Genomic DNA, 20,877 nt, shown 5'->3' with positions numbered 1-20,877 from the left:
ATGAGAATACTGGTGGTTGGCCCGTCCTGGGTGGGCGACATGATGATGTCGCAAAGTCTCTATCGCACGCTCAAGGCGCGCTATCCCCAGGCGATAATCGACGTGATGGCACCCGCGTGGTGCCGTCCGCTTTTATCGCGGATGCCGGAAGTGAATGAGGCGATCCCGATGCCGCTCGGCCACGGGGCGCTGGAAATCGGCGAACGCCGCAAGCTCGGCCATAGCCTGCGTGACAAGCGCTACGACCGCGCTTACGTGCTGCCTAACTCCTTCAAATCGGCCTTAGTGCCCTTCTTTGCCGGCGTACCGCATCGCACTGGCTGGCGCGGTGAAATGCGTTACGGCCTGCTGAACGACGCGCGCGTGCTGGATAAAGCCGCCTGGCCGCTGATGGTGGAACGCTACGTGGCGCTGGCCTACGACAAAGGCGTGATGCGCAGCGCGAAAGACCTGCCGCAGCCGCTTCTGTGGCCGCAGCTACAGGTTCACGAGGGTGAGAAATCCCAGACCTGTAATGCATTTGGCATTTCGTCTGAACGCCCAATGATCGGTTTCTGCCCTGGCGCAGAGTTCGGCCCGGCAAAACGCTGGCCGCACTATCACTACGCCGAACTGGCGAAGCAGCTGATCGACGAAGGCTACCAGATTGTGCTGTTCGGTTCGGCGAAAGACCACGAGGCGGGCAACGAAATCCTTGCCGCACTCAGTACCGAACAACAAGCCTGGTGCCGCAATCTGGCGGGGGAAACCCAGCTGGAGCAAGCGGTGATCCTGATTGCCGCCTGTAAAGCCGTGGTCACCAACGACTCCGGCCTGATGCACGTTGCCGCCGCGCTAAACCGCCCGCTGGTTGCGCTGTACGGCCCAAGCAGCCCGGACTTTACGCCGCCGCTGTCGAATAAAGCACGCGTCATTCGCCTGATCACGGGCTACCATAAAGTGCGTAAAGGCGATGCAGCTGAAGGTTATCACCAGAGTCTGATCGACATTACGCCGCAACGCGTTCTGGAAGAACTCAACGACCTGCTGTTGAGCGAAGAAGGATAACGAATGCGGGTATTGATCGTTAAAACCTCTTCGATGGGTGATGTGCTGCATACGCTGCCCTCGCTGACGGATGCCATGCAGGCCATTCCCGGCATTCGTTTTGACTGGGTGGTGGAAGAAGGCTTCGCGCAGATCCCCACCTGGCATGAAGCGGTCGACCGTGTGATCCCGGTGGCTATCCGCCGCTGGCGCAAAGCGTGGTTCTCCGCACCGATTAAAGCTGAACGTAAAGCCTTCCGCGATGCGGTACAGGCTCAGCATTACGATGCCATCATTGACGCGCAGGGGCTGGTCAAAAGCGCCGCGCTGGTGACGCGTCTGGCGCACGGCGTAAAGCACGGCATGGACTGGCAAACCGCCCGCGAGCCGCTGGCGAGCCTGTTCTATAACCGTCGGCACCATATTGCTAAACAGCAGCACGCCGTGGAACGCACCCGCGAGCTGTTTGCCAAAAGCCTCGGCTATGCGAAACCACACATGCAGGGCGATTACGCCATTTCTCAGCATTTTCTTCACGGTTCGCTGCCTGACAACGCGCCGTATCTGATTTTTCTCCACGCGACCACCCGGGACGATAAACACTGGCCGGAAGCACACTGGCGCGAACTGATTGGCCTGCTTGGCAACGCGGGACTGCGCATCAAACTGCCGTGGGGTGCACCGCACGAAGAGGCACGAGCCAGACGCCTGGCAGACGGGTTTGATTACGTGGACGTTCTGCCGCGCATGAAGCTGGATGGCGTGGCACAAGAGCTGGCAGGTGCCGCGGCAGTGGTTTCCGTCGATACGGGCTTAAGCCACCTGACGGCCGCGCTGGACAGACCTAATATTACGCTTTACGGCCCAACGGACCCGGGTCTTATCGGCGGCTACGGAAAAAATCAATATGTCTGCCGCCCGGAACATTCATCGCAGCTGAGCGACCTCAGTGCCGCTGCGGTATTTGCGCAATTAGAGCCTTTGCTGGCAGCAGAGAGAGCTTATGTCTGATTTTTTCTCAGCGGAGCGCCCACCAAAGCGCGTGCTGATCATTAAATTGCGTCACCACGGTGACGTTCTGCTTACCTCGCCGGTGTTTACCGTGCTGAAAAAGAACTGGCCGGACGTGGAAGTTGACGCGCTGGTCTATGACGACACGCAGGCGATGCTGACCAGCCACCCGCATATCGACCAGGTGCATACCATTGGGCGCAACTGGCGTAAAAAGGGCTGGTTTGAACAATTCCGTCTCTACCGTGCGCTGCTGAGTACCCTGAAAGGCCGTCAGTACGATGTACTGATTAACCTGACCGAACACTGGCACGGCGCACGTCTGGCGCGTCGCCTGAAACCGCGCGTCTCCGTGGGCTTTCGGCCTGATAAACGCGGTGGCCTGGCACGCCGTCGCTGGGTGAAATCCTTCACCACGCTCTACCCGGCGATTCAGGACAACAGCCGCCATATGGTCGAGGTGAACCTGGATGCCCTGCGCCGGATCGGCATTCACCCCCAGTCCGATGAAGATAAGCACACCCTGTTTGTACCGGGCGACGCGGCGGAAGCGTCTGTCGCCGAAAAACTGGCCGGATTCGGGCTCCAGAGTAAATCCTATATTCTGGTGCATCCAACGTCGCGCTGGATGTTTAAGGCCTGGGATATCAAAAAGCTGGCGGCCACCATCGATAACCTGGCGGCTCGCGGCCTGCCGATTATCCTCTCCGCTGCACCGTCAAAAGACGAGAAGGCCTACATGGATGAGTTGCGTGCCGCACTCACCCAGCCGGTGTTTGATTTAAGCGGTCAGCTGAACCTCAAAGAGCTGGGCGCACTGATGAAACACGCGCGGGTTTACTTCGGCGTGGACTCCATGCCAATGCACCTCGCGAGTGCCGTCGGTACGCCGACCGTTGCCATCTTCGGCCCAACCGGAGCCATTAAATGGGCACCGTGGGGCGTTAATTATCGCGTGATCGTTGCCGGGTTTACCTGCCAGCCGTGCGGTAAAGCGGGTTGCGGCGACGGCGGTGTCTCTGACTGCATCACGGCCATCACGCCGCAGCAGGTGCTGAGCGCCATCGACACAATGCTCCTGGAAAATCCTGCATGAAGCTGGCGATAGTCCGACAGACTTACAACCCCAACGGTGGTGCGGAGCGTTTTGTCTCCCGTGCGCTGAACGTGCTGGCACAGGACACGTCGCTCGACGTCACGCTGATCGCCCGCCAGTGGGAAGATGCTTCCGGCTGGAAAACGCTGACGGTGAACCCACCGTTTCGTAACCGCATCGCGCGGGAATCTGGTTTTGCCGCCGAAGCCGCCGCGCATTTCGCACAGTTCGATATTGTGCAAAGCCACGAGCGCATCCCGGGAGCAACCATCTTCCGCGCAGGCGATGGCGTTCACGCCACCTGGCTTGAGCAGTATGGCCGCATTCTGTCGCCACTGGCGCGCTGGGCGCAGTCGCTGAGCCGCTATCACCGCTATATTTTGCAGGCGGAAGCACAGATGTTTACCCATCCGCAGCTGCGCAAGGTGATCTGTAATTCGAAAATGGTGCGCGATGATATCGCCCGTCGTTTTGCCCTGTCGGATGACAAGCTGACGGTGATTTACAACGGCGTGGATACTGCGCATTTCAGCCCGGATGTCCGCGCGCTGTCGCAGCGCGATACGCTCGGTATCCCGCAGCATGCGCCGGTTCTGGCGTATGTCGGTTCCGGATTTAGCCGTAAAGGTGTGGCCACTGCGCTACGCGCCATCGTGCCTCATCCTGAGGTCTGGCTGCTGGTTGCCGGACGCGATAAGCATGCGCGTAAGTTTGAAAAGCTCGCCCGAACGCTGGGCGTGGCGTCACGGGTGCGTTTCCTCGGCCCGGTGGCAGATGTCCGTGAGGTCTACGGCACGGCTGATGCCCTGATCCTGCCGACGCTCTACGACCCGTTCCCGAATGTCTGCGTGGAAGCGCTGGCCTGCGGTCTGCCGCTGCTTACCAGCCACGGCTGTGGTGCTGCAGAGTGGATTGAAGAGGGCAAAAACGGCTGGGTATGCGACGCGCTGGATAGCGAAGGCTACCAGCAGGCCATCACTCAATGGCTGAAAGGCCGCAATCAGGGTGTCGATTATTCCGCTGCCGCACGCGCAACAGCGGAACCGTATACCCTGGACAGAATGGCCAAAGAGCTGCAGGCGCTTTATCGCGATTTACTGCGCTGAGCCGCATCGGAGAAAACCTTCTCCATCGCGTCCAGCATACATTCGCGGGTAAAGTGGGTGCTCAGGTAATCATACCCCTGCTGCGCCAGCGTCTCGCGGAGGGTGGCATCGTCACAGAGCTTCACAATTGCATCGCACAGCGCGTTTTCATCGCGCTGTGCGATCAAAATCCCCGTCTGACCATTAATCACCGCATCTCCCGTACCACCTGCGTCAGTGGCAATAGTGGCAATGCGGGAGGCTAATGATTGCAGCACGCCCTGCGGCACACCTTCCATATCGTGAGACGGGCTGAGCGCAATATCAAAGGCCGGGAACCAGCGTTCAGGGTCGCTGCGATGCCCCGCCATCACCACGCGCTGCTGCAACCCCAGACCCACAACCTCCTGCTCCAGCGTCGCTTTATGCGGCCCTTCACCGACAATCGCCAGTTTGAGGTGCGGGTTGTCGATCTTCGCCAGCGCGCGCAGCAAAACGCTGTGTCCTTTGTTCGGACGCAGGTGCGATACCACGCCAAGCCAGAAGTCATCCTGCGATAGCCCACAGTGCGCACGCGCCTCGTGCTTATCCCCCGGACGGAAACGCTGCGTATCCACGCCGCTTGGCACCGACGTGCTCTGGGACATCGGTACGCCAATATTCGCCACCTGGTGACGCAGCGCTTCGCCAGTCGTTACGATATGCGCGCAGGCGGTGCGAAACAGCCAGCGGGTGGTCCAGTTATTACGCGGCACGCCTGAGGCATGGCGGGTACGCACCAGCGGCACCGGGTTTGCGAGCGTCAGGTTCGCCAGTGCCACCAGCCAGGTATCGGCAGAGTTATGGCTATTGATGACATCAATGGACTGACGGTTAGCCTTCAGCCAGCGGCGCAGCAACTGCAGGTTTTTAAGGTTCTTACGCTTTAACGGCATGGTGACAACCGTTAACCCGGCATCACGCGCCAGCGCATGCAGCGGCGCGGTTTCCGGACAAAGAATGGTCACCTGATGGCCACGCTGAATCATCCCTAGCGATTCATTAATAATGCGCAGAGGCTGTCCGCCTTTGCCGCCGTCTGCTTCAGTGTGAACAATATGCATACATTTCCTGTTAAGAATCTCGCCAGCGTGACGCTAATTTGCCGCCTGACGGGATCTTTGTCCCTCCAGGCATATGTTTTTAGTATCCACCAGATATAATACAGCACGAATGGTATCACCAATATGGGTGGCCTGCCCTGAACACAACGGAGAAAGCATGTCCGACAAACCTTTATTGAGCCTTGTGGTCGCCGTCTATAACGGTGAAAAATTCCTGAGTGCATTTTTCGACAGCATCAAAGCTCAACATCTGGACAGTCTGGAGCTGGTCGTTGTGAACGACGGGTCAAATGACAACTCTGCGGCCATCATTGCGCAATACGCCAGTGAATTCCCGTTCTACAAGGTGATTGACCAGGCCAACCAGGGCGTATCCGCAGCCCGCAATACCGGCCTGGCAGAAGCGACGGGCGAGTATGTTGCATTCCCGGACATCGACGATGTGATCTATCCGGGCATGTATCCGCGCCTGCTTGAGATGGCTAAAAAGAACGATCTCGATGTCGCGACCTGCAACGGCACCTATATTTACGATGACGGAAGACCGTCAAAGAAAATCTTCCCGTCAGACAAACTGCAATCTACCGACGTGCTGGACGGCCCAACGTGGCTACAGCGCGCGCTGGCATCACGTAAATTCCTGCACGTCACCTGGCTGAATATTTATCGCCACGCGTTCATTAAAGAGCAGGGCTTCACCTTTGAACATGGCCTGCGTCATCAGGATATTCCGTGGACGACCGAAGTGCTGCTGACCGCCAGACGCGTGCAGTACACCGACGAAACCTTCTACGACTACCTTATTCACTCCGCCTCGGTGTCACACACGCCGGGTACGGATGACTCGCGCATGCGTAACGCACGCCACTACATGAAAATCCTTGAGATGCTGGATGTTATCAACCAGCGCTACCCGGATACCGTGCGCCGGGTTCCGGCTTGCCAGTGGCAAATCGCGAAAGAGGGGCTGGGCATTCTCCACGCCATTAACAACATTGGCGATCTCAGCAAAAAACGCGAAATCATCCGCGAACTGTTCGACCGGGGGATCTGGGCACTGATCTGGAAAAACGCCCGTGGGCTGCGCCAGCACTGGCGACTGGGCCGCCGTTATTTCCGTTTAAAACGGTATCTGGCATAAGAGATAGCTTTACCTGGCTTAAATGCTTAGAATTTGCCCGCCGAAACTAAAAAAAACGGATAATCGCTTGGAATTGTTGTATACCGCCCTGCTCTACATCATTCAGCCACTGGTGTGGCTGCGACTGTTGCTTCGTAGCCGTAAAGCGCCTGCGTATCGTAAACGCTGGGCTGAACGCTATGGTTACTGCCGCAATAAAGTCGCCCCGGACGGTATTTTGCTGCATTCCGTTTCTGTTGGCGAAACGCTGGCGGCGATCCCGCTGGTTCGCGCCCTGCGCCACCGCTATCCGTCACTGCCTATCACCGTCACCACCATGACGCCGACCGGCTCTGAGCGCGTGATGTCCGCATTCGGTAAAGACGTTCATCACGTCTATCTGCCTTACGATCTGCCCTGCGCCATGAGCCGTTTCCTGGACACCGTTCGCCCGAAGCTTGTGATCGTGATGGAAACTGAACTGTGGCCAAATATGATTTCCGCCCTGCATGCCCGTAAAATCCCGCTGGTGATTGCCAACGCCCGTCTCTCAGAGCGGTCGGCGAAAGGCTACGGCAAGCTGGGTAAATTTATGCGTCGCCTGCTCAGTAAGATCACGCTGATTGCTGCGCAGAACGAAGAAGACGCGGCGCGCTTTCTCTCTCTGGGCCTGAAACGCAACCAGCTTGCGGTGACGGGCAGCCTGAAGTTCGATATTTCCGTCACGCCTGAACTCGCCGCCCGTGCGGTGACGCTGCGCCGCCAGTGGGCACCGCGTCGTCAGGTCTGGATTGCCACCAGTACCCACGACGGTGAAGAAGCGGTCATCCTGCAGGCTCACCGTACGCTGCTGGAAAAATTCCCTGATTTATTGCTGATCCTGGTTCCTCGCCATCCGGAGCGTTTTAAAGATGCCCGTGAAATGGTGCAAAAAGGCGGTTTCAGCTTCACCCTGCGCAGCAGCGGTGAGATCCCGTCCGGCAGCACCCAGGTGGTGATTGGCGATACGATGGGCGAACTGATGCTGCTGTACGGCATTGCTGACCTCGCTTTTGTCGGTGGCAGTCTGGTCGAGCGCGGTGGTCATAACCCGCTGGAGCCTGCCGCGCATGCCATTCCGGTGCTGATGGGGCCACACACGTTTAACTTCAAAGATATCTGCGCTAAATTGCAGCAAGCCGATGGTTTAATTACCGTAACCGACGCGGATTCGGTGGTGAAGGAGGTTTCGACCCTTCTGACCGACGAAGATTACCGCCTGTGGTATGGTCGTCATGCCGTCGAAGTGCTGCATCAGAACCAGGGCGCACTGACCCGTCTGCTGCAACTTCTGCAACCTTATCTGCCTCAGCGGAGCCACTAATGTCAACGCGTCTGTCGGTCGTGATGATCGCCAAAAACGCCGCCGACCTGCTTCCGGACTGCCTGGCTTCTGTCGCCTGGGCTGACGAAATTGTCCTGCTCGATTCCGGTAGCACGGACAACACGGTGGAGGTCGCCCGCGCAGCGGGTGCAAAAGTGTATACCAACACCGACTGGCAGGGTTATGGCATCCAGCGCCAGCGCGCGCAGGAGTACGCCACCGGTGATTACGTGCTGATGCTCGACACCGACGAGCGCATCACGCCGGAATTGCAGCAAGCCATTCAGACCGTGCTCGCCGCACCTCATCCTGGCGCGGTATACAGCATTGCGCGTCGTAACTACTTCCTCGGTCGTTTTATGCGCCACAGCGGCTGGTATCCTGACCGCGTGATGCGCCTGTATGAGCGCGAGCAGTATCAGTACAACAATAATCTGGTGCACGAATCCCTGGCCTGTGACAACGCTCAGGTGATCCCCCTGACGGGCGATCTGCTCCACCTGACCTGCCGGGATTTCGCCAGTTTCCAGCGTAAACAGCTCAACTACGCCACCGCATGGGCACAGGAACGCCACCAGCGCGGCAAGAAGGCCACGCTGACCGGTATTTTTACCCACACGCTGGGCGCGTTTCTGAAAACGCTGCTGCTGCGCGGTGGGGTGCTGGACGGAAAACAGGGCTGGCTACTGGCGGTGGTGAATGCCCAGTATACTTTTAACAAATACACCGAGCTGTGGGCGCTCTGCCGCGGCTACTCAGAGAAAACGTGAGCCATGAGCACAAAAGCGATTTATCCGGGTACCTTCGATCCGATCACCAACGGTCATCTTGATATCATCACCCGTGCGACGAGCATGTTCGACAAGGTGATTCTGGCGATTGCCGCCAGCCCCAGCAAAAAGCCGATGTTCAACCTCAACGAGCGCGTTGCGCTGGCTACCGCGGCGATCTCGCACCTGCCGAACGTTGAAGTGGTAGGGTTCAGCGACCTGATGGCCAATTTCGCCCGCACCCAACAGGCCAATATCCTGATCCGTGGTTTACGCGCGGTGGCTGACTTCGAGTATGAGATGCAGCTGGCGCACATGAACCGCCACCTGATGCCGGAGCTGGAAAGTGTGTTTCTGATGCCATCCAAAGAGTGGTCGTTTATCTCCTCCACGCTGGTGAAAGAGGTGGCTCGTCATCACGGCGATGTGACCCATTTCCTGCCAGTGAATGTCCATCAGGCGTTGATGGAGAAACTGAAGTAAATCTTTTGCCCGGTGTCGCTGTGCTTGCCGGGCCTACGCTTACTTCTGGCACTGACGGCAGTAGAACGTGGCACGCTGGGCGTGTTTCGTTGCAATAATTGGCGTTCCGCAGACTCTGCACGGCTCGCCTTTACGGCCATACACCTGCAACTCCTGCGCAAAATACCCCGGCTTACCGTCGCTCTGCAGGAAGTCCTTCAGCGTCGTCCCCCCCTGCTCAATTGAACGCAGCAGCACCGCTTTAATCACCCTGACCAGCAGTTCGCACTCCTGTGCCGACAGCGAAGAGGCCAGCCGATCGGGATGGATCCCGGCAGCAAACAGCGATTCACTGGCATAAATATTCCCCACGCCGACCACCAGCTTGTTATCCATCAGCCAGGGTTTGATCGGGGTTTTCTTCTTCGCACACTTCGCTTTCAGGTATTCCGCGTTAAAGGCCTCTGAGAGCGGCTCTGGCCCCAGATGTGCCAGCACGCTATGTCCTTCAAGCTCTTTGGTCCATAGCCACGCGCCAAAGCGTCGTGGGTCGGTATAACGCAGCACTTTACCGTTACTCATCACCAGATCGACGTGGTCGTGCTTTTCCGCAGGCAGTTCTTCAGTAAGGATGCGCAGGCTCCCGGACATCCCCAGATGGATGATGATCCAGCCATCTGGCAGCTCCAGCAGCAGATACTTGGCACGGCGCTGGACGCTGAGAACGGGTTTGTCGCTCAGGGCATGGATCTCATCGGAAACCGGCCAGCGGAGACGACCATTTCGGATAACAGCATGAAGAATGGTCGCGCCGACCAGATGGGGCTCAATACCGCGACGGCTGGTCTCTACCTCAGGTAATTCAGGCATGGTTCCTCCGTTGAGAGATGCAGAATGCAAAAAACCCCGCAGTTGCGGGGTTTTTCAATACAAGGAGACTAAAATTATTTAATTTTAGCTTCTTTGTACAGTACGTGCTGGCGTACAACTGGATCGAATTTTTTCAGTTCCAGTTTTTCCGGCTTAGTACGTTTGTTCTTCGTGGTGGTGTAGAAGTGACCTGTACCAGCAGAAGAAACCAGCTTGATTTTCTCGCGAATACCTTTAGCCATGATTTATTTCCTCTTTAAGTACTTAGTACTTTTCGCCACGGGCACGCAGTTCGGACAGAACTGTATCGATGCCTTTCTTATCAATTACACGCATACCTTTAGCAGATACGCGCAGGGTGACAAAACGCTTCTCGCTCTCAACCCAGAAACGGTGAGAGTGCAGGTTCGGCAGGAAACGGCGTTTAGTCGCGTTCAGTGCGTGGGAACGGTTGTTACCGGTCACCGGACGCTTGCCAGTAACTTGGCAGACTCGGGACATGTCTATTCTCCAAAAATCAAATTAGCTCGAGCTTCGTATGGGGTATCGGCGCCTCGTCAGGCTTTACAGCCCGGTCATCGCATAGTTCTAAGTGAACTCTCGATTGCCAGGCCCAAATGCCAAACCCGAGATTCTCAAAGGTGGCGTAGTATACGCTGACTCGGCGGTGTGCTCAAGTCCCGAACAGACAAAGATCCCGATGGATCGCGTGAAATGGTCTAAATCCAACCATGTTCTGCAAAAGAAATGTACTCTCCGCGGCCAATTATCAGATGGTCCAGTACACGAATGTCCATGAATTGACAGCATTTGATAATGCGTTCGGTGATTTCTTTGTCAGCTCTGCTCGGTTGTGCACAGCCAGAGGGGTGATTATGCGCGAGGATCACGCCGGCTGCATTCACTTTTATCGCTTCCCGCACAATTTCACGCGGATGAACCTCAACATGGCTCAATGTTCCCGAAAACAGGTGACTATGTTTCAGTATCCGGTTCCTGTTATCGAGAAAGATCACCATAAAGATCTCGCGCTCCGCATCCGCCAGTTGGCTCTGCAGGAATTCACGCGCGCCTTCTGGCGTCAGAACCGGATCTTCTTCTTCCAGACGGACATTGTAAAAACGCCGTGCCAGTTCGGCAATGCCTCTTAACTGAGCGTACTTCGCGACCCCAATCCCCTCAACGTGTCGGAACGCCTCCAGTTCAGCCGTCAGCAAACCGTACAGTGAGCCAAAGTGGTCTATCAAATCGTTTGCCAGCGTAAACACCGTCTTCCCTTGCGTCCCGGTGCGCAAAAAGAGTGCCAGCAGTTCGTCATCTTTTAACAACGTGACGCCATAGCGCAGCAGTTTTTCACGCGGTAGCAGCAGTTCAGTCTCTTCCATGTGCTGTCTCCTTATGTTTGCCATTATGCTGCCACAGGTACATCCGGTGCTCGACGGCCATGTTTCGTTCTTGCGTAACGCCTCGCAAAGTGACTGAAGGACAAAAGCACCCCGATTTTTGGATTGTGATAAAATGCCCGCTCTCTGGTGAAACCCAACAGGAAAGAATCATGATGAGCCTGGCCGGTAAAAAAATCGTTCTTGGCGTGAGCGGCGGTATTGCTGCCTATAAAGCGCCGGATCTGGTGCGTCGTCTGCGCGAACGCGGGGCCGACGTGCGGGTCGCGATAACTGAAGGCGGCAAAGCCTTTATCACTCCTCTGAGCCTGCAGGCCGTTTCAGGGTACCCGGTATCTGACAGCCTGCTTGATCCAGCCGCGGAAGCCGCGATGGGTCATATCGAGCTGGGGAAATGGGCAGACCTGGTTATCCTTGCCCCCGCCACGGCAGATTTAATCGCCCGTGTAGCCGCGGGTATGGCGAACGATCTGGTCTCGACTATTTGCCTGGCGACGCCTGCCCCTGTCGCCGTCGTGCCCGCCATGAACCAGCAGATGTACCGCAATGCCGCCACCCAGCACAATCTGGAGACGCTGTCCTCTCGCGGCTTGTTGATCTGGGGGCCGGACAGCGGCAGCCAGGCCTGTGGCGATATTGGCCCAGGGCGCATGCTTGACCCACTGGCTATCGTCGATATGGCCGCCGCTCATTTTTCGCCTGTCAACGATCTGCAACATCTCAACATCATGATTACCGCGGGCCCAACGCGTGAGCCGCTGGACCCGGTGCGTTACATTACTAACCATAGCTCCGGTAAGATGGGCTTTGCCATTGCTGCCGCAGCGGCAAAACGCGGTGCGAACGTCACGCTGGTGAGCGGCCCGGTCTTGTTGCCTACCCCTCCATTTGTGCAGCGCATTGATGTCACTACCGCACTGGAAATGGAAGCCGCTGTACAGGCACATGCGCAAAATCAGCAGATTTTTATCGGCTGTGCCGCCGTCGCCGATTACCGCGCCGAGACAATTTCTGATGCCAAAATTAAAAAGCAAGGCGATGAATTAACACTAAAAATGGTGAAAAACCCGGATATCGTTGCCGGCGTTGCCGCACTGAAAAGCCATCGTCCTTACGTTGTTGGGTTTGCCGCAGAAACGAATAATGTGGAAGAATATGCCCGGCAAAAACGTACCCGCAAAAACCTCGATTTGATTTGCGCGAACGACGTATCGCTGGCCACACAAGGATTTAACAGCGACAGCAACGCACTGCACCTTTTCTGGCAGGATGGAGATAAAGTCTTACCGCTTGAGCGCAAGGAACTCCTGGGCCAACAATTACTGGACGAGATCGTTACCCGTTATGATGAAAAAAATCGACGTTAAGATTCTGGACCCGCGTGTTGGCGAGCAATTCCCGCTGCCAACCTATGCCACCTCCGGCTCCGCCGGTCTTGACCTGCGCGCCTGTCTCGATGACGCCGTAGAACTGGCTCCGGGTGCAACCACCCTGATCCCGACCGGTCTGGCGATTCACATTGCTGACCCATCACTCGCAGCGGTGATCCTGCCACGTTCTGGCCTGGGTCATAAACATGGCGTCGTGCTGGGTAACCTGGTCGGCCTGATCGACTCTGACTATCAGGGTCAACTGATGGTTTCCGTCTGGAACCGCGGTCAGGACAGCTTCACCGTCGAACCCGGTGAGCGCATCGCACAGATGGTATTCGTACCGGTGGTGCAGGCCGAATTTAATCTGGTGGCAGATTTTGACGCTACCGACCGTGGCGAAGGCGGCTTCGGCCATTCCGGGCGCAAATAATCGCCCGACTGTTACGCATCTCACAGCGCCATAATGCAATAACAAACCGCAAACCGTAGTTTGCGGTCGCTGTGTGGATGCCAGCCTGGCAGTGCTTATTTTCAGGGGTATTTTGTAACATGGCAGAAAAACAAACCGCGAAAAGGAACCGTCGCGAAGAAATACTTCAGTCTCTGGCTCTGATGCTTGAATCCAGCGATGGCAGTCAACGCATCACCACCGCAAAACTGGCGGCCTCTGTAGGCGTGTCGGAAGCGGCACTGTATCGCCATTTTCCGAGCAAAACCCGGATGTTCGACAGCCTGATCGAGTTTATCGAAGACAGCCTGATCACACGCATCAACCTGATTCTGAAAGATGAAAAAGACACCAGCGCGCGTCTGCGTCTGATTGTGCTGTTGATTCTGGGCTTTGGCGAACGTAATCCCGGTTTAACCCGTATCCTGACCGGCCACGCGCTGATGTTCGAACAAGACAGGCTGCAGGGTCGCATTAACCAGCTTTTTGAGCGTATTGAAGCCCAGTTGCGACAGGTACTGCGCGAGAAGAAAATGCGTGAAGGTGAAGGTTACAACACCGATGAAACGCTGCTGGCGGGCCAGCTGCTGGCGTTTTGCGAAGGGATGCTCTCCCGCTTTGTGCGCAGTGAATTCAAATACCGACCAACGGACGATTTTGACGCCCGCTGGCCGTTAGTGGCTGCCCAGTTGCAGTAACACTGTTGCCGGATGGCGTCTTCGCCTTATCCGGCCTACGGTTATGTAGGCCCGGTAAGCGCAGCGCCACCGGGCAGTACATTACACGCCAAACTCTTCCCGATATTTACGCACTGCTGCCAGATGGTCTGCCATCTCTGGCTTCTCTTCCAGGTACGCGATCAAATCTTTCAGTGTGATAATCGACGTCACTTTGCAGCCGTAATCACGTTCCACTTCCTGAATTGCAGAAATTTCGCCGCGACCACGCTCCTGGCGATCCAGAGAAATCAGTACACCTGCAAGCGTAGCGCCGTTAGCCTGGATAATCTCCATCGATTCACGAATAGCAGTGCCTGCGGTGATCACATCGTCCACCAGCATAACGCGGCCCTGCAGCGCACTGCCCACCAGATTGCCGCCTTCGCCGTGGGTTTTGGCTTCTTTACGGTTAAAGCAGTATGGCACATCGCGATCGTGGTGCTCCGCCAGCGCCACCGCCGTAGTGGTCGCAATCGGAATGCCTTTATAAGCCGGGCCAAACAGCAGGTCGAAATCGATCCCGGAATCCACCAGCGCTTCGGCATAGAAACGGCCTAACAATGCCAGATCGCGCCCGGTATTAAACAGCCCGGCGTTGAAGAAATAGGGACTTTTACGCCCGGATTTCAGCGTAAATTCGCCAAACTTAAGTACCTGCTTGTTAAGCGCAAACTCAATAAACTGGCGCTGATACGATTTCATGGATTCGCTCCTTTGGTTTTTTCTGTCTTACAGGCAAAAAAAAGGCGACTCACTGGTCGCCTTTAAAATCAATTTTCTAACGCCGCTTTCTGCGTCGTTACAATGGATTCGATTCCCCCTCGGGCCAGCGCCAGCAAGGTGAGAAGCTCTTCGTGGGTAAACGGCTCGCCTTCCGCTGTGCCCTGCACTTCAATAATGCGACCGTCTTCGGTCATTACCACGTTCATGTCGGTCTCGGCTGCGGAATCTTCAACGTATTCCAGATCGCACAGCGCTTCACCGTTAACGATACCGACGGAAACCGCCGCAACCATCCCTTTCATTGGGTTCGTTTTCAGCTTACCGGCAGCAACCAGTTTGTTCAGTGCATCGGCCAGCGCCACACATGCGCCGGTAATCGACGCCGTACGCGTGCCGCCATCAGCCTGGATCACATCACAGTCCAGAGTAATGGTGAATTCGCCCAGGGTTTTCAGATCAACGGCTGCACGCAGTGCACGCGCGATCAGACGCTGGATCTCCATAGTACGGCCACCCTGTTTACCCTTTGCCGCTTCGCGGGCGTTACGGGTATGGGTTGCACGTGGCAGCATGCCATATTCCGCAGTGATCCAGCCCTGGCCCTGGCCTTTCAGGAAGCGAGGAACGCCTTCTTCGATAGAGGCAGTACACAGTACCCTGGTGTCACCAAACTCAACCAGCACGGAGCCTTCAGCGTGTTTTGTATAGTTACGGGTCAGGGTGACGGGACGCACCTGATTGGCGCTACGACCTGCTGGACGCATGATGAATTCTCCGGCTTGAAACGAATGTGGCTGCGCATTATACGGATAAAGGACGCTTATTCCTATCCTGAGAAGCCCCTGAAAGCTATAATCCCCCCATCTCTCCTTTAAAAACGGGAATGTCTATGATCCGCAGTATGACCGCCTACGCCCGGCGTGAAATCAAGGGTAGCTGGGGTAGCGCTACCTGGGAAATGCGCTCGGTAAACCAGCGCTATCTGGAAACGTATTTCCGTATGCCGGAGCAGTTCCGCAGTCTTGAGCCTGTGGTGCGTGAGCGTATCCGTACTCGTCTGACACGCGGTAAAGTGGAATGTAACCTGCGCTTTGAGCCGGATGCCAGCGCACAGGGTGAGCTGATCCTCAACGAAAAACTGGCGAAGCAGCTCGTCAATGCCGCGAACTGGGTCAAAATGCAGAGCGATGAAGGTGAAATCAACCCGGTTGATATTCTGCGCTGGCCTGGCGTGATGGCCGCTGGCGAGCAGGATCTGGATGCAATTACTGCGGAAATTCTTGCAGCTCTCGACGGCACGCTGGATGACTTTATTGTTGCCCGCGAAACCGAAGGTCAGGCGCTGAAAGCGCTGATTGAGCAGCGTCTTGAAGGCGTTAGCACCGAAGTGGCTAAAGTTCGCACCCATATGCCAGAAGTGCTGCAATGGCAGCGCGAACGCCTGGTCGCGAAACTGGAAGAAGCTGAAGTTCAGCTGGAAAACAACCGTCTGGAACAAGAACTGGTACTGATGGCGCAGCGTGTGGACGTGGCCGAAGAGCTGGATCGTCTGGAAGCGCACGTTAAAGAGACCTACAACATTCTGAAGAAGAAAGAAGCGGTAGGCCGTCGCCTCGACTTTATGATGCAGGAGTTCAACCGGGAGTCGAACACCCTGGCCTCGAAATCGATCAATGCCGACGTCACCAATTCCGCCATTGAGCTGAAGGTGCTTATTGAGCAGATGCGCGAGCAGATCCAGAATATCGAGTAAATCTCTGAAAGCCCCTGACGGGGCTTTTTTTATAGCGTAATCACAATCTTACCGAATGGGCCACTCTCCAGGTGAGCCAGCGCTTCGGGTAGCTGTTCCAGCGTCCAGGTACTGTCGATAACAGGCTTCAGATGTGTCGCATCTACCGCCCGGACGAGATCGGTTAATGCCCGGCGATGCCCAACACCAATGCCCTGAATCACGGCAGATTTCATTAACATCGGTACGGCAGGAACACCAATCTCTGTTCCTTCTAACACTCCAATCAACGAAACCCTTCCTCCGGGAGCAACGGCGGCGACAGAGTGTGCAACGTTACCGCCACCAACCGTATCCACAACATGATCGATGCCCCGACCACGGCTCAGCGATAACGCCTGTTCCACCCAGTCACCCTGATGACGATTTATGACGAAATCAGCCCCCAGCGCTTTCGCGCGGTCCAGTTTAGCGTCACTGGAAGAGGTGACATAAACCGTTGCCCCCTGCGCTTTGGTAATTTGCAGGGCGAACAGAGCCACACCGCCTGTCCCCTGAACCAGAACGGAATCTCCGGCTTTTAACTGCCCCTGTTCAACCAGGGCAAACCAGGCGGTTAATCCTGCACAGGGCAGCGTACTGGCCTCGATATCGCTGAGACTCTCCGGGGAAGCCACCAGCCAGTTTTCGTTCACCACAATTTGCTGAGCCAGCATACCAGGATAGGCACCACCGAGCGCAGCCCCGTGGGGTTCGACTGCGCTGCCGGGACGTTTACCGTCTATCCAGTCGGGCGAAAAAGAGGAAATGACCCTGTCGCCAGGCTGAAAGCGGCTCACCTGTTCACCAACAGCCTCAACAACACCTGCCATATCTGACGCAGGCGTTAGCGGAAAAACGGCAGGCATTGCCCCCTCAACAATCAACTTATCACGGTAGTTCAGTGCAACCGCGTTAACACGAACCCGGACGTCAAACGGCCCCGGTTCTGGCTGAGCTTGTGTATCCAGAATAAGGTTGTCGCGCCCGGCTGACTGCATTGTCCAGTACTTCATCTTTTTCTTCCTGTGTCGTCTGACAGATGACACAAGGATAGCGTTGCAATTTACTCACCAGTGCTGATACTTTTTCCTCATATTGGTGCTTCAGGAGCGACAATGCTTAACCGGTTTGATGGTATTGACCTTTTCCTGCAAGTTGTTGAAAGCGGTAGTTTTGCCCGGGCAGCGGAGCGACTACACCTGTCGCGTTCTGCCGTAGGTAAGAGCATCGCGCGGCTTGAAAGCAGGCTGGGTGTCAGGTTATTCCTGCGCACCACACGCAGCCAGACGCTAACGGCTGAAGGCTCACTATTGCTTGAACATGCCCACCGCGCGCACAGCGAAATGGAGGCAGCACAAGCACTTCTGGAAAGCGGCAAACAGATCCTGCGCGGTAAATTACGCGTCTCCTTGCCCGTACTGTTCGGACGTCGCTGCGTCGCCCCGGTTTTACTGGAACTGGCACGAGAGCACCCCGAGCTGGTACTGGAGCTTTCTTTCAGCGATCGCGTGATTAATCTGGTGGATGAAGGGTTTGATTTCGCGGTGCGTAACGGCCAGCTGGAAGACAGCACCGACCTCATTGCCCGCCCACTTTCCTGGCACGACATGCGCCTGTGTGCAGCACCGTCATATCTCGCCCGATATGGCACCCCGGCTTCACCAGATGAACTTATGCAGCATCAGGCTATTTTTTACCTGAACAAAACCAGACCGCTGGAATGGCAGCTCACCATCAATGGTCAAATCGAACGTTTCAAACCTGAAGGGCGGCTCTACATGGACGATCTGGACGCCATTGCCGACGCCGCAGAAGCCGGGGACGGCATTGCCTGGCTTCCTTACTGGCTCATTAACGAACGCCTGCACAGTGGACGCTTAGTTCAGATCCTTCCTGACACCGCCGGTGTCCGGCTTCCTATTCATGCCGTCTGGCCAAAAACGCGCTGGCTGCCGCTGAAGGTTCGCATGGCTGTCGATCGCTTACGTGAGCAACTCCCACAACGCATTGCATTAAAAGATTAGTTTTTATAAGTAAAACTCAAAACAAACACTTGTCGAAATGACATTATTTAATGTCATTTAATCTTTATAAAACAAAGAAATAAGACAAATAAAAACAAAACAAACACATTATAAATATTAATCCTTAATCGTTTACCTTAGAAAAACTCAATCGTGATCGTGCGCACAAATCGCTAACCTCCACGCCTTCACACCGGAGGTTATATGCTGCTTCACATTCTTTATCTCATTGGTATCACCGCAGAAGCCATGACCGGCGCACTCGCAGCCGGACGTCGCCGTATGGACACCTTCGGCGTGATTATTATTGCCACAGCGACCGCACTGGGCGGCGGTTCCGTGCGCGATATCCTGCTTGGTCATTACCCGCTCGGTTGGGTTAAAAACCCTGAATACGTCATTATCGTGGCAACTGCCGCTGTATTAACCACCATTGTTGCTCCCGTTATGCCGCACCTGCGTCGTCTGTTCCTGGTGCTTGATGCACTTGGTCTTATTGTCTTTTCTATTATTGGCGCACAAATCGCGCTCGATATGGGTGAAGGCCCGGTTATCGCCACTATTGCAGCGGTAGTAACGGGGGTGTTTGGCGGCGTGCTGCGCGATATGTTCTGCAAACGTATTCCACTGGTTTTCCAGAAGGAACTGTATGCTGGTATCTCCTTTGCTGCTGCCGTGCTCTATATCGCCCTGCAGCATTATGTTTCTAACCACGATGTGGTGGTCATCTCCACGCTGCTGTTCGGCTTTACGGCCCGTATGCTGGCGCTGCGCCTGAAGCTCGGGCTGCCCGTTTTTCACTACAAACACAGCGCGCACTGATGTCAGAACCCGTTGATGTGCTGCTCAGCCAGCCACTTAGCCAGCACATCAACCTGGGGCGCGTGGATCCAGTTCACGATTTGCCGCGCCTTCTCCTCTCCCGTTCCCGGTAAAGCACGCCAGTCAGCGGCATTACGCTGACTCATCGCTTGCCACGACAGCCCTCCTGCAGCATTCAGCGTCGCTTTGGTTAGCGGAACTCCCATCGCCGTGATCCAGCGGATAAAGGGCTGCTCACGCACCAGATTAAAACGATGCCAGAGCGCTAACCCGCGTGCGGCAGAAAAACCCGGCGTGGCCTGAAGCTGCGCCTGCGTTAATAACAACCATGAAAAGATATGCTCAAAATGGTGTACCTGGTGAAGTGTCCGCCAGCCTGACTCCCCCAACCCTTCAATATCCAGCCCTTGTTTTGAACTGAGCCACGTCAGCCGGGCAAAGAACTGCGCCATACAGTCCGGCGAGGCATAAAAGCAGGTCAGCGAATGATAATCAGAGGCCGGAGGCTGCGGTTTTTGTCTGTCCGACCCACGCCAGACCACCTTGTCAAACCGGGGAATCCCCTGTCCGGCCAGGCTCACCAGCACCTGATCGCCAGGAGCAATATCCAGCTGTTGCCAACGCCCCACCGACCCCAGACTCACCCGCTGCACATGCTTATCATCCAGTTGCACCGGTTCCAGCGTTGCCACAACGGACACCTTTCCCGTTCGCCCCACAGTAAACTGGATCCCTTTCACCTCAGCCACCTGTGCGACAGGTGAATATTTCCACGCAACGACCCAGCCTCCCTCCCCGGGTAACCAGCCTTCACCCGGTGGTTCATCAGTAGAACGCACCACAATGCCATCCGTGGCAAAGGGTAACGCGGTGGTTTGCCACGCTAAACGCTGCATCTCCACAGCATCAACAGACACTACAGGTTGGGTATAACGTGCCGTCAGGGTAAATCCTGCTTTTGCTAACTCAGCCAGCGCGTTCTGCATCTCTTTCGGCCCATCCGGCCAGGCCCAGATAAACACGCCGATCTGGCTCAGAAGCGAATTATCCGTTTGCCGCATCATCGCACCCGCCACTTTTGCGCGTGCATTCATCCCGCCCATCTGGCGCTGGATGTGGTTGTCGCGCAACCAAAAAAGCTCGCCCTGAAGCACGCTATTCGCCAGCGTTCCGGCCAGGGTTTGTGGTATTGAAGGTATTAAATGAACCTGCGCCGTCCAGTCTTCACCTTTTAGCCCATCACCACGACTGATGGCCTGGATGAGCTTTCCGTTGCGGTACACCAGCGTCACTGCCACGCCATCCACTTTGGGCTGCATCCAGAGGTTGCGCCGGGTATGCATCCACTGGCGAAGCTCATCTTTACTCGCCACTTTATGCACCCCCGTATGGGCGACAGGATGTTTTACGCTTCCCGCCAGTGCGGGAAGTGTTTCCCCGGAAAGCTCACTGCCAAAACAGTGCTGCCATTGTTTTAACCGTGCGTTAAGCTGATCATAAACCTCGTCATTAACCTCGCTCACGCCCTGTTTCCAGTAGACATCATCCCAGCGTTTGATTTGCGCGCTTAACGCCGAAATTTCTTTCTCTGCTTTTGCCTGTGACCACACCGGGCACACCGCCACACCATAGCCACACCACAACAGCAGTAACCCGCTTATCCATCGCCACATTGCTACCCCTCC

At 56.0% G+C, this 20,877-nt stretch carries 23 protein-coding genes; 14 read left to right on the top strand and 9 right to left on the bottom strand.

Going from position 1 to position 20,877, the window contains the following annotated elements; translation table 11 throughout:
* Genes rfaF through ACHHZ6_RS16595 form a run of 4 tightly spaced genes read left to right on the top strand, consistent with a single transcriptional unit; the run spans position 1 to position 4,239 of the window.
* Complete coding sequence (gene rfaF / locus ACHHZ6_RS16610; RefSeq protein ID WP_182919210.1) at positions 1 to 1,047, top strand: ADP-heptose--LPS heptosyltransferase RfaF; 1,047 nt, start codon at positions 1 to 3, stop codon at positions 1,045 to 1,047.
* Positions 1,048 to 1,050: 3 nt separating this feature from the next.
* Entirely contained in the window at positions 1,051 to 2,037 is a 987-nt protein-coding gene (rfaC, locus tag ACHHZ6_RS16605) for a lipopolysaccharide heptosyltransferase RfaC (RefSeq protein WP_182273102.1), read from the top strand.
* The gene (gene rfaQ / locus ACHHZ6_RS16600; RefSeq protein WP_182273103.1) at positions 2,030 to 3,133 is read left to right on the top strand and encodes a putative lipopolysaccharide heptosyltransferase III; all 1,104 of its coding nucleotides are present in this window, start codon (positions 2,030 to 2,032) and stop codon (positions 3,131 to 3,133) included. Before rfaC ends, rfaQ begins: the two co-directional genes overlap by 8 nt.
* Complete coding sequence (locus ACHHZ6_RS16595) at positions 3,130 to 4,239, top strand: glycosyltransferase family 4 protein (RefSeq protein WP_395122751.1); 1,110 nt, start codon at positions 3,130 to 3,132, stop codon at positions 4,237 to 4,239. The genes rfaQ and ACHHZ6_RS16595 overlap by 4 nt, the downstream gene beginning before the upstream one ends.
* Here the strand turns inward: ACHHZ6_RS16595 and ACHHZ6_RS16590 are convergent.
* Positions 4,218 to 5,321 carry a glycosyltransferase family 4 protein gene (locus tag ACHHZ6_RS16590; protein WP_395122750.1) on the bottom strand — a complete coding sequence of 368 codons (1,104 nt, stop codon included), beginning with the start codon at positions 5,319 to 5,321 and terminating at the stop codon, positions 4,218 to 4,220. The genes ACHHZ6_RS16595 and ACHHZ6_RS16590 overlap by 22 nt on opposite strands.
* Positions 5,322 to 5,478: 157 nt before the next feature.
* Between ACHHZ6_RS16590 and ACHHZ6_RS16585 the strand changes: the two genes are divergently transcribed.
* From ACHHZ6_RS16585 to coaD, 4 genes are all read left to right on the top strand, one after another.
* Positions 5,479 to 6,462 (top strand): glycosyltransferase, encoded by a 984-nt coding sequence (locus tag ACHHZ6_RS16585; RefSeq protein ID WP_182919205.1) that lies wholly within the window; start codon positions 5,479 to 5,481, stop codon positions 6,460 to 6,462.
* A 67-nt stretch (positions 6,463 to 6,529) separates the two neighbouring features.
* On the top strand, positions 6,530 to 7,804 hold the full coding sequence (waaA, locus tag ACHHZ6_RS16580) for a lipid IV(A) 3-deoxy-D-manno-octulosonic acid transferase (protein WP_182273107.1): 1,275 nt from the start codon (positions 6,530 to 6,532) through the stop codon (positions 7,802 to 7,804).
* Positions 7,804 to 8,574: a glycosyltransferase family 2 protein gene (locus ACHHZ6_RS16575; RefSeq protein WP_395122749.1), complete on the top strand. Its 771-nt coding sequence runs from the start codon at positions 7,804 to 7,806 to the stop codon at positions 8,572 to 8,574. The genes waaA and ACHHZ6_RS16575 overlap by 1 nt, the downstream gene beginning before the upstream one ends.
* A gap of 3 nt (positions 8,575 to 8,577) precedes the next feature.
* Positions 8,578 to 9,057, top strand: a complete 480-nt coding sequence (gene coaD / locus ACHHZ6_RS16570; RefSeq protein WP_182273109.1) for a pantetheine-phosphate adenylyltransferase — start codon at positions 8,578 to 8,580, stop codon at positions 9,055 to 9,057.
* A 39-nt stretch (positions 9,058 to 9,096) separates the two neighbouring features.
* On the opposite strand, the gene mutM is transcribed toward coaD, so the two are convergent.
* The 4 genes from mutM to radC all read right to left on the bottom strand — a co-directional run bounded on the left by mutM (position 9,097) and on the right by radC (position 11,291).
* Positions 9,097 to 9,906 (bottom strand): bifunctional DNA-formamidopyrimidine glycosylase/DNA-(apurinic or apyrimidinic site) lyase, encoded by an 810-nt coding sequence (gene mutM, locus ACHHZ6_RS16565; protein ID WP_182919204.1) that lies wholly within the window; start codon positions 9,904 to 9,906, stop codon positions 9,097 to 9,099.
* Positions 9,907 to 9,980: 74 nt separating this feature from the next.
* Positions 9,981 to 10,148, bottom strand: a complete 168-nt coding sequence (gene rpmG, locus ACHHZ6_RS16560; RefSeq protein WP_003024094.1) for a 50S ribosomal protein L33 — start codon at positions 10,146 to 10,148, stop codon at positions 9,981 to 9,983.
* A 22-nt stretch (positions 10,149 to 10,170) separates the two neighbouring features.
* On the bottom strand, positions 10,171 to 10,407 hold the full coding sequence (rpmB, locus tag ACHHZ6_RS16555; protein WP_002436699.1) for a 50S ribosomal protein L28: 237 nt from the start codon (positions 10,405 to 10,407) through the stop codon (positions 10,171 to 10,173).
* A 218-nt stretch (positions 10,408 to 10,625) separates the two neighbouring features.
* Positions 10,626 to 11,291: a DNA repair protein RadC gene (gene radC / locus ACHHZ6_RS16550; protein ID WP_182273111.1), complete on the bottom strand. Its 666-nt coding sequence runs from the start codon at positions 11,289 to 11,291 to the stop codon at positions 10,626 to 10,628.
* A 173-nt stretch (positions 11,292 to 11,464) separates the two neighbouring features.
* Here radC and coaBC point away from each other — a divergent pair, with 173 nt between their 5' ends.
* The 3 genes from coaBC to slmA all read left to right on the top strand — a co-directional run bounded on the left by coaBC (position 11,465) and on the right by slmA (position 13,828).
* Entirely contained in the window at positions 11,465 to 12,676 is a 1,212-nt protein-coding gene (gene coaBC, locus ACHHZ6_RS16545; protein WP_182274596.1) for a bifunctional phosphopantothenoylcysteine decarboxylase/phosphopantothenate--cysteine ligase CoaBC, read from the top strand.
* Positions 12,654 to 13,112 (top strand): dUTP diphosphatase, encoded by a 459-nt coding sequence (dut, locus tag ACHHZ6_RS16540; RefSeq protein ID WP_182273112.1) that lies wholly within the window; start codon positions 12,654 to 12,656, stop codon positions 13,110 to 13,112. Before coaBC ends, dut begins: the two co-directional genes overlap by 23 nt.
* Before the next feature lie 119 nt (positions 13,113 to 13,231).
* A complete protein-coding gene (slmA, locus tag ACHHZ6_RS16535) occupies positions 13,232 to 13,828 on the top strand; it encodes a nucleoid occlusion factor SlmA (RefSeq protein WP_182273113.1) in 597 nt (198 codons plus the stop codon).
* Between the two features lie 81 nt (positions 13,829 to 13,909).
* Here slmA and pyrE read toward each other — a convergent pair whose 3' ends face one another.
* Positions 13,910 to 14,551, bottom strand: coding sequence for an orotate phosphoribosyltransferase (gene pyrE / locus ACHHZ6_RS16530; protein ID WP_152082717.1), 642 nt, complete (start codon positions 14,549 to 14,551; stop codon positions 13,910 to 13,912).
* Positions 14,552 to 14,619: 68 nt separating this feature from the next.
* A complete protein-coding gene (gene rph, locus ACHHZ6_RS16525; RefSeq protein ID WP_182273114.1) occupies positions 14,620 to 15,336 on the bottom strand; it encodes a ribonuclease PH in 717 nt (238 codons plus the stop codon).
* Between the two features lie 125 nt (positions 15,337 to 15,461).
* Between rph and ACHHZ6_RS16520 the strand changes: the two genes are divergently transcribed.
* Positions 15,462 to 16,325: a YicC/YloC family endoribonuclease gene (locus ACHHZ6_RS16520; protein WP_182273115.1), complete on the top strand. Its 864-nt coding sequence runs from the start codon at positions 15,462 to 15,464 to the stop codon at positions 16,323 to 16,325.
* Positions 16,326 to 16,354: 29 nt separating this feature from the next.
* Here ACHHZ6_RS16520 and ACHHZ6_RS16515 read toward each other — a convergent pair whose 3' ends face one another.
* Complete coding sequence (locus ACHHZ6_RS16515) at positions 16,355 to 17,359, bottom strand: NAD(P)-dependent alcohol dehydrogenase (RefSeq protein ID WP_395122748.1); 1,005 nt, start codon at positions 17,357 to 17,359, stop codon at positions 16,355 to 16,357.
* Positions 17,360 to 17,461: 102 nt separating this feature from the next.
* Here ACHHZ6_RS16515 and ACHHZ6_RS16510 point away from each other — a divergent pair, with 102 nt between their 5' ends.
* Together ACHHZ6_RS16510 and ACHHZ6_RS16505 are read left to right on the top strand one after the other, a co-directional pair.
* Entirely contained in the window at positions 17,462 to 18,370 is a 909-nt protein-coding gene (locus ACHHZ6_RS16510) for a LysR family transcriptional regulator (RefSeq protein WP_182273124.1), read from the top strand.
* A gap of 204 nt (positions 18,371 to 18,574) precedes the next feature.
* Entirely contained in the window at positions 18,575 to 19,192 is a 618-nt protein-coding gene (locus ACHHZ6_RS16505) for a trimeric intracellular cation channel family protein (RefSeq protein ID WP_182273125.1), read from the top strand.
* A 2-nt stretch (positions 19,193 to 19,194) separates the two neighbouring features.
* Here the strand turns inward: ACHHZ6_RS16505 and ligB are convergent, their stop codons facing one another.
* Positions 19,195 to 20,865 (bottom strand): NAD-dependent DNA ligase LigB, encoded by a 1,671-nt coding sequence (gene ligB / locus ACHHZ6_RS16500; RefSeq protein WP_395122747.1) that lies wholly within the window; start codon positions 20,863 to 20,865, stop codon positions 19,195 to 19,197.
* Between the last annotated feature and the right edge of the window lie 12 nt (positions 20,866 to 20,877).

Source organism: Enterobacter cloacae complex sp. 2024EL-00214, from assembly GCF_043945575.1.
Taxonomy (GTDB): domain Bacteria; phylum Pseudomonadota; class Gammaproteobacteria; order Enterobacterales; family Enterobacteriaceae; genus Enterobacter; species Enterobacter cloacae_P.
The sequence above is the reverse complement of the archived record's forward strand: the minus strand, read 5'-3'. Positions and strand labels throughout refer to the sequence as shown.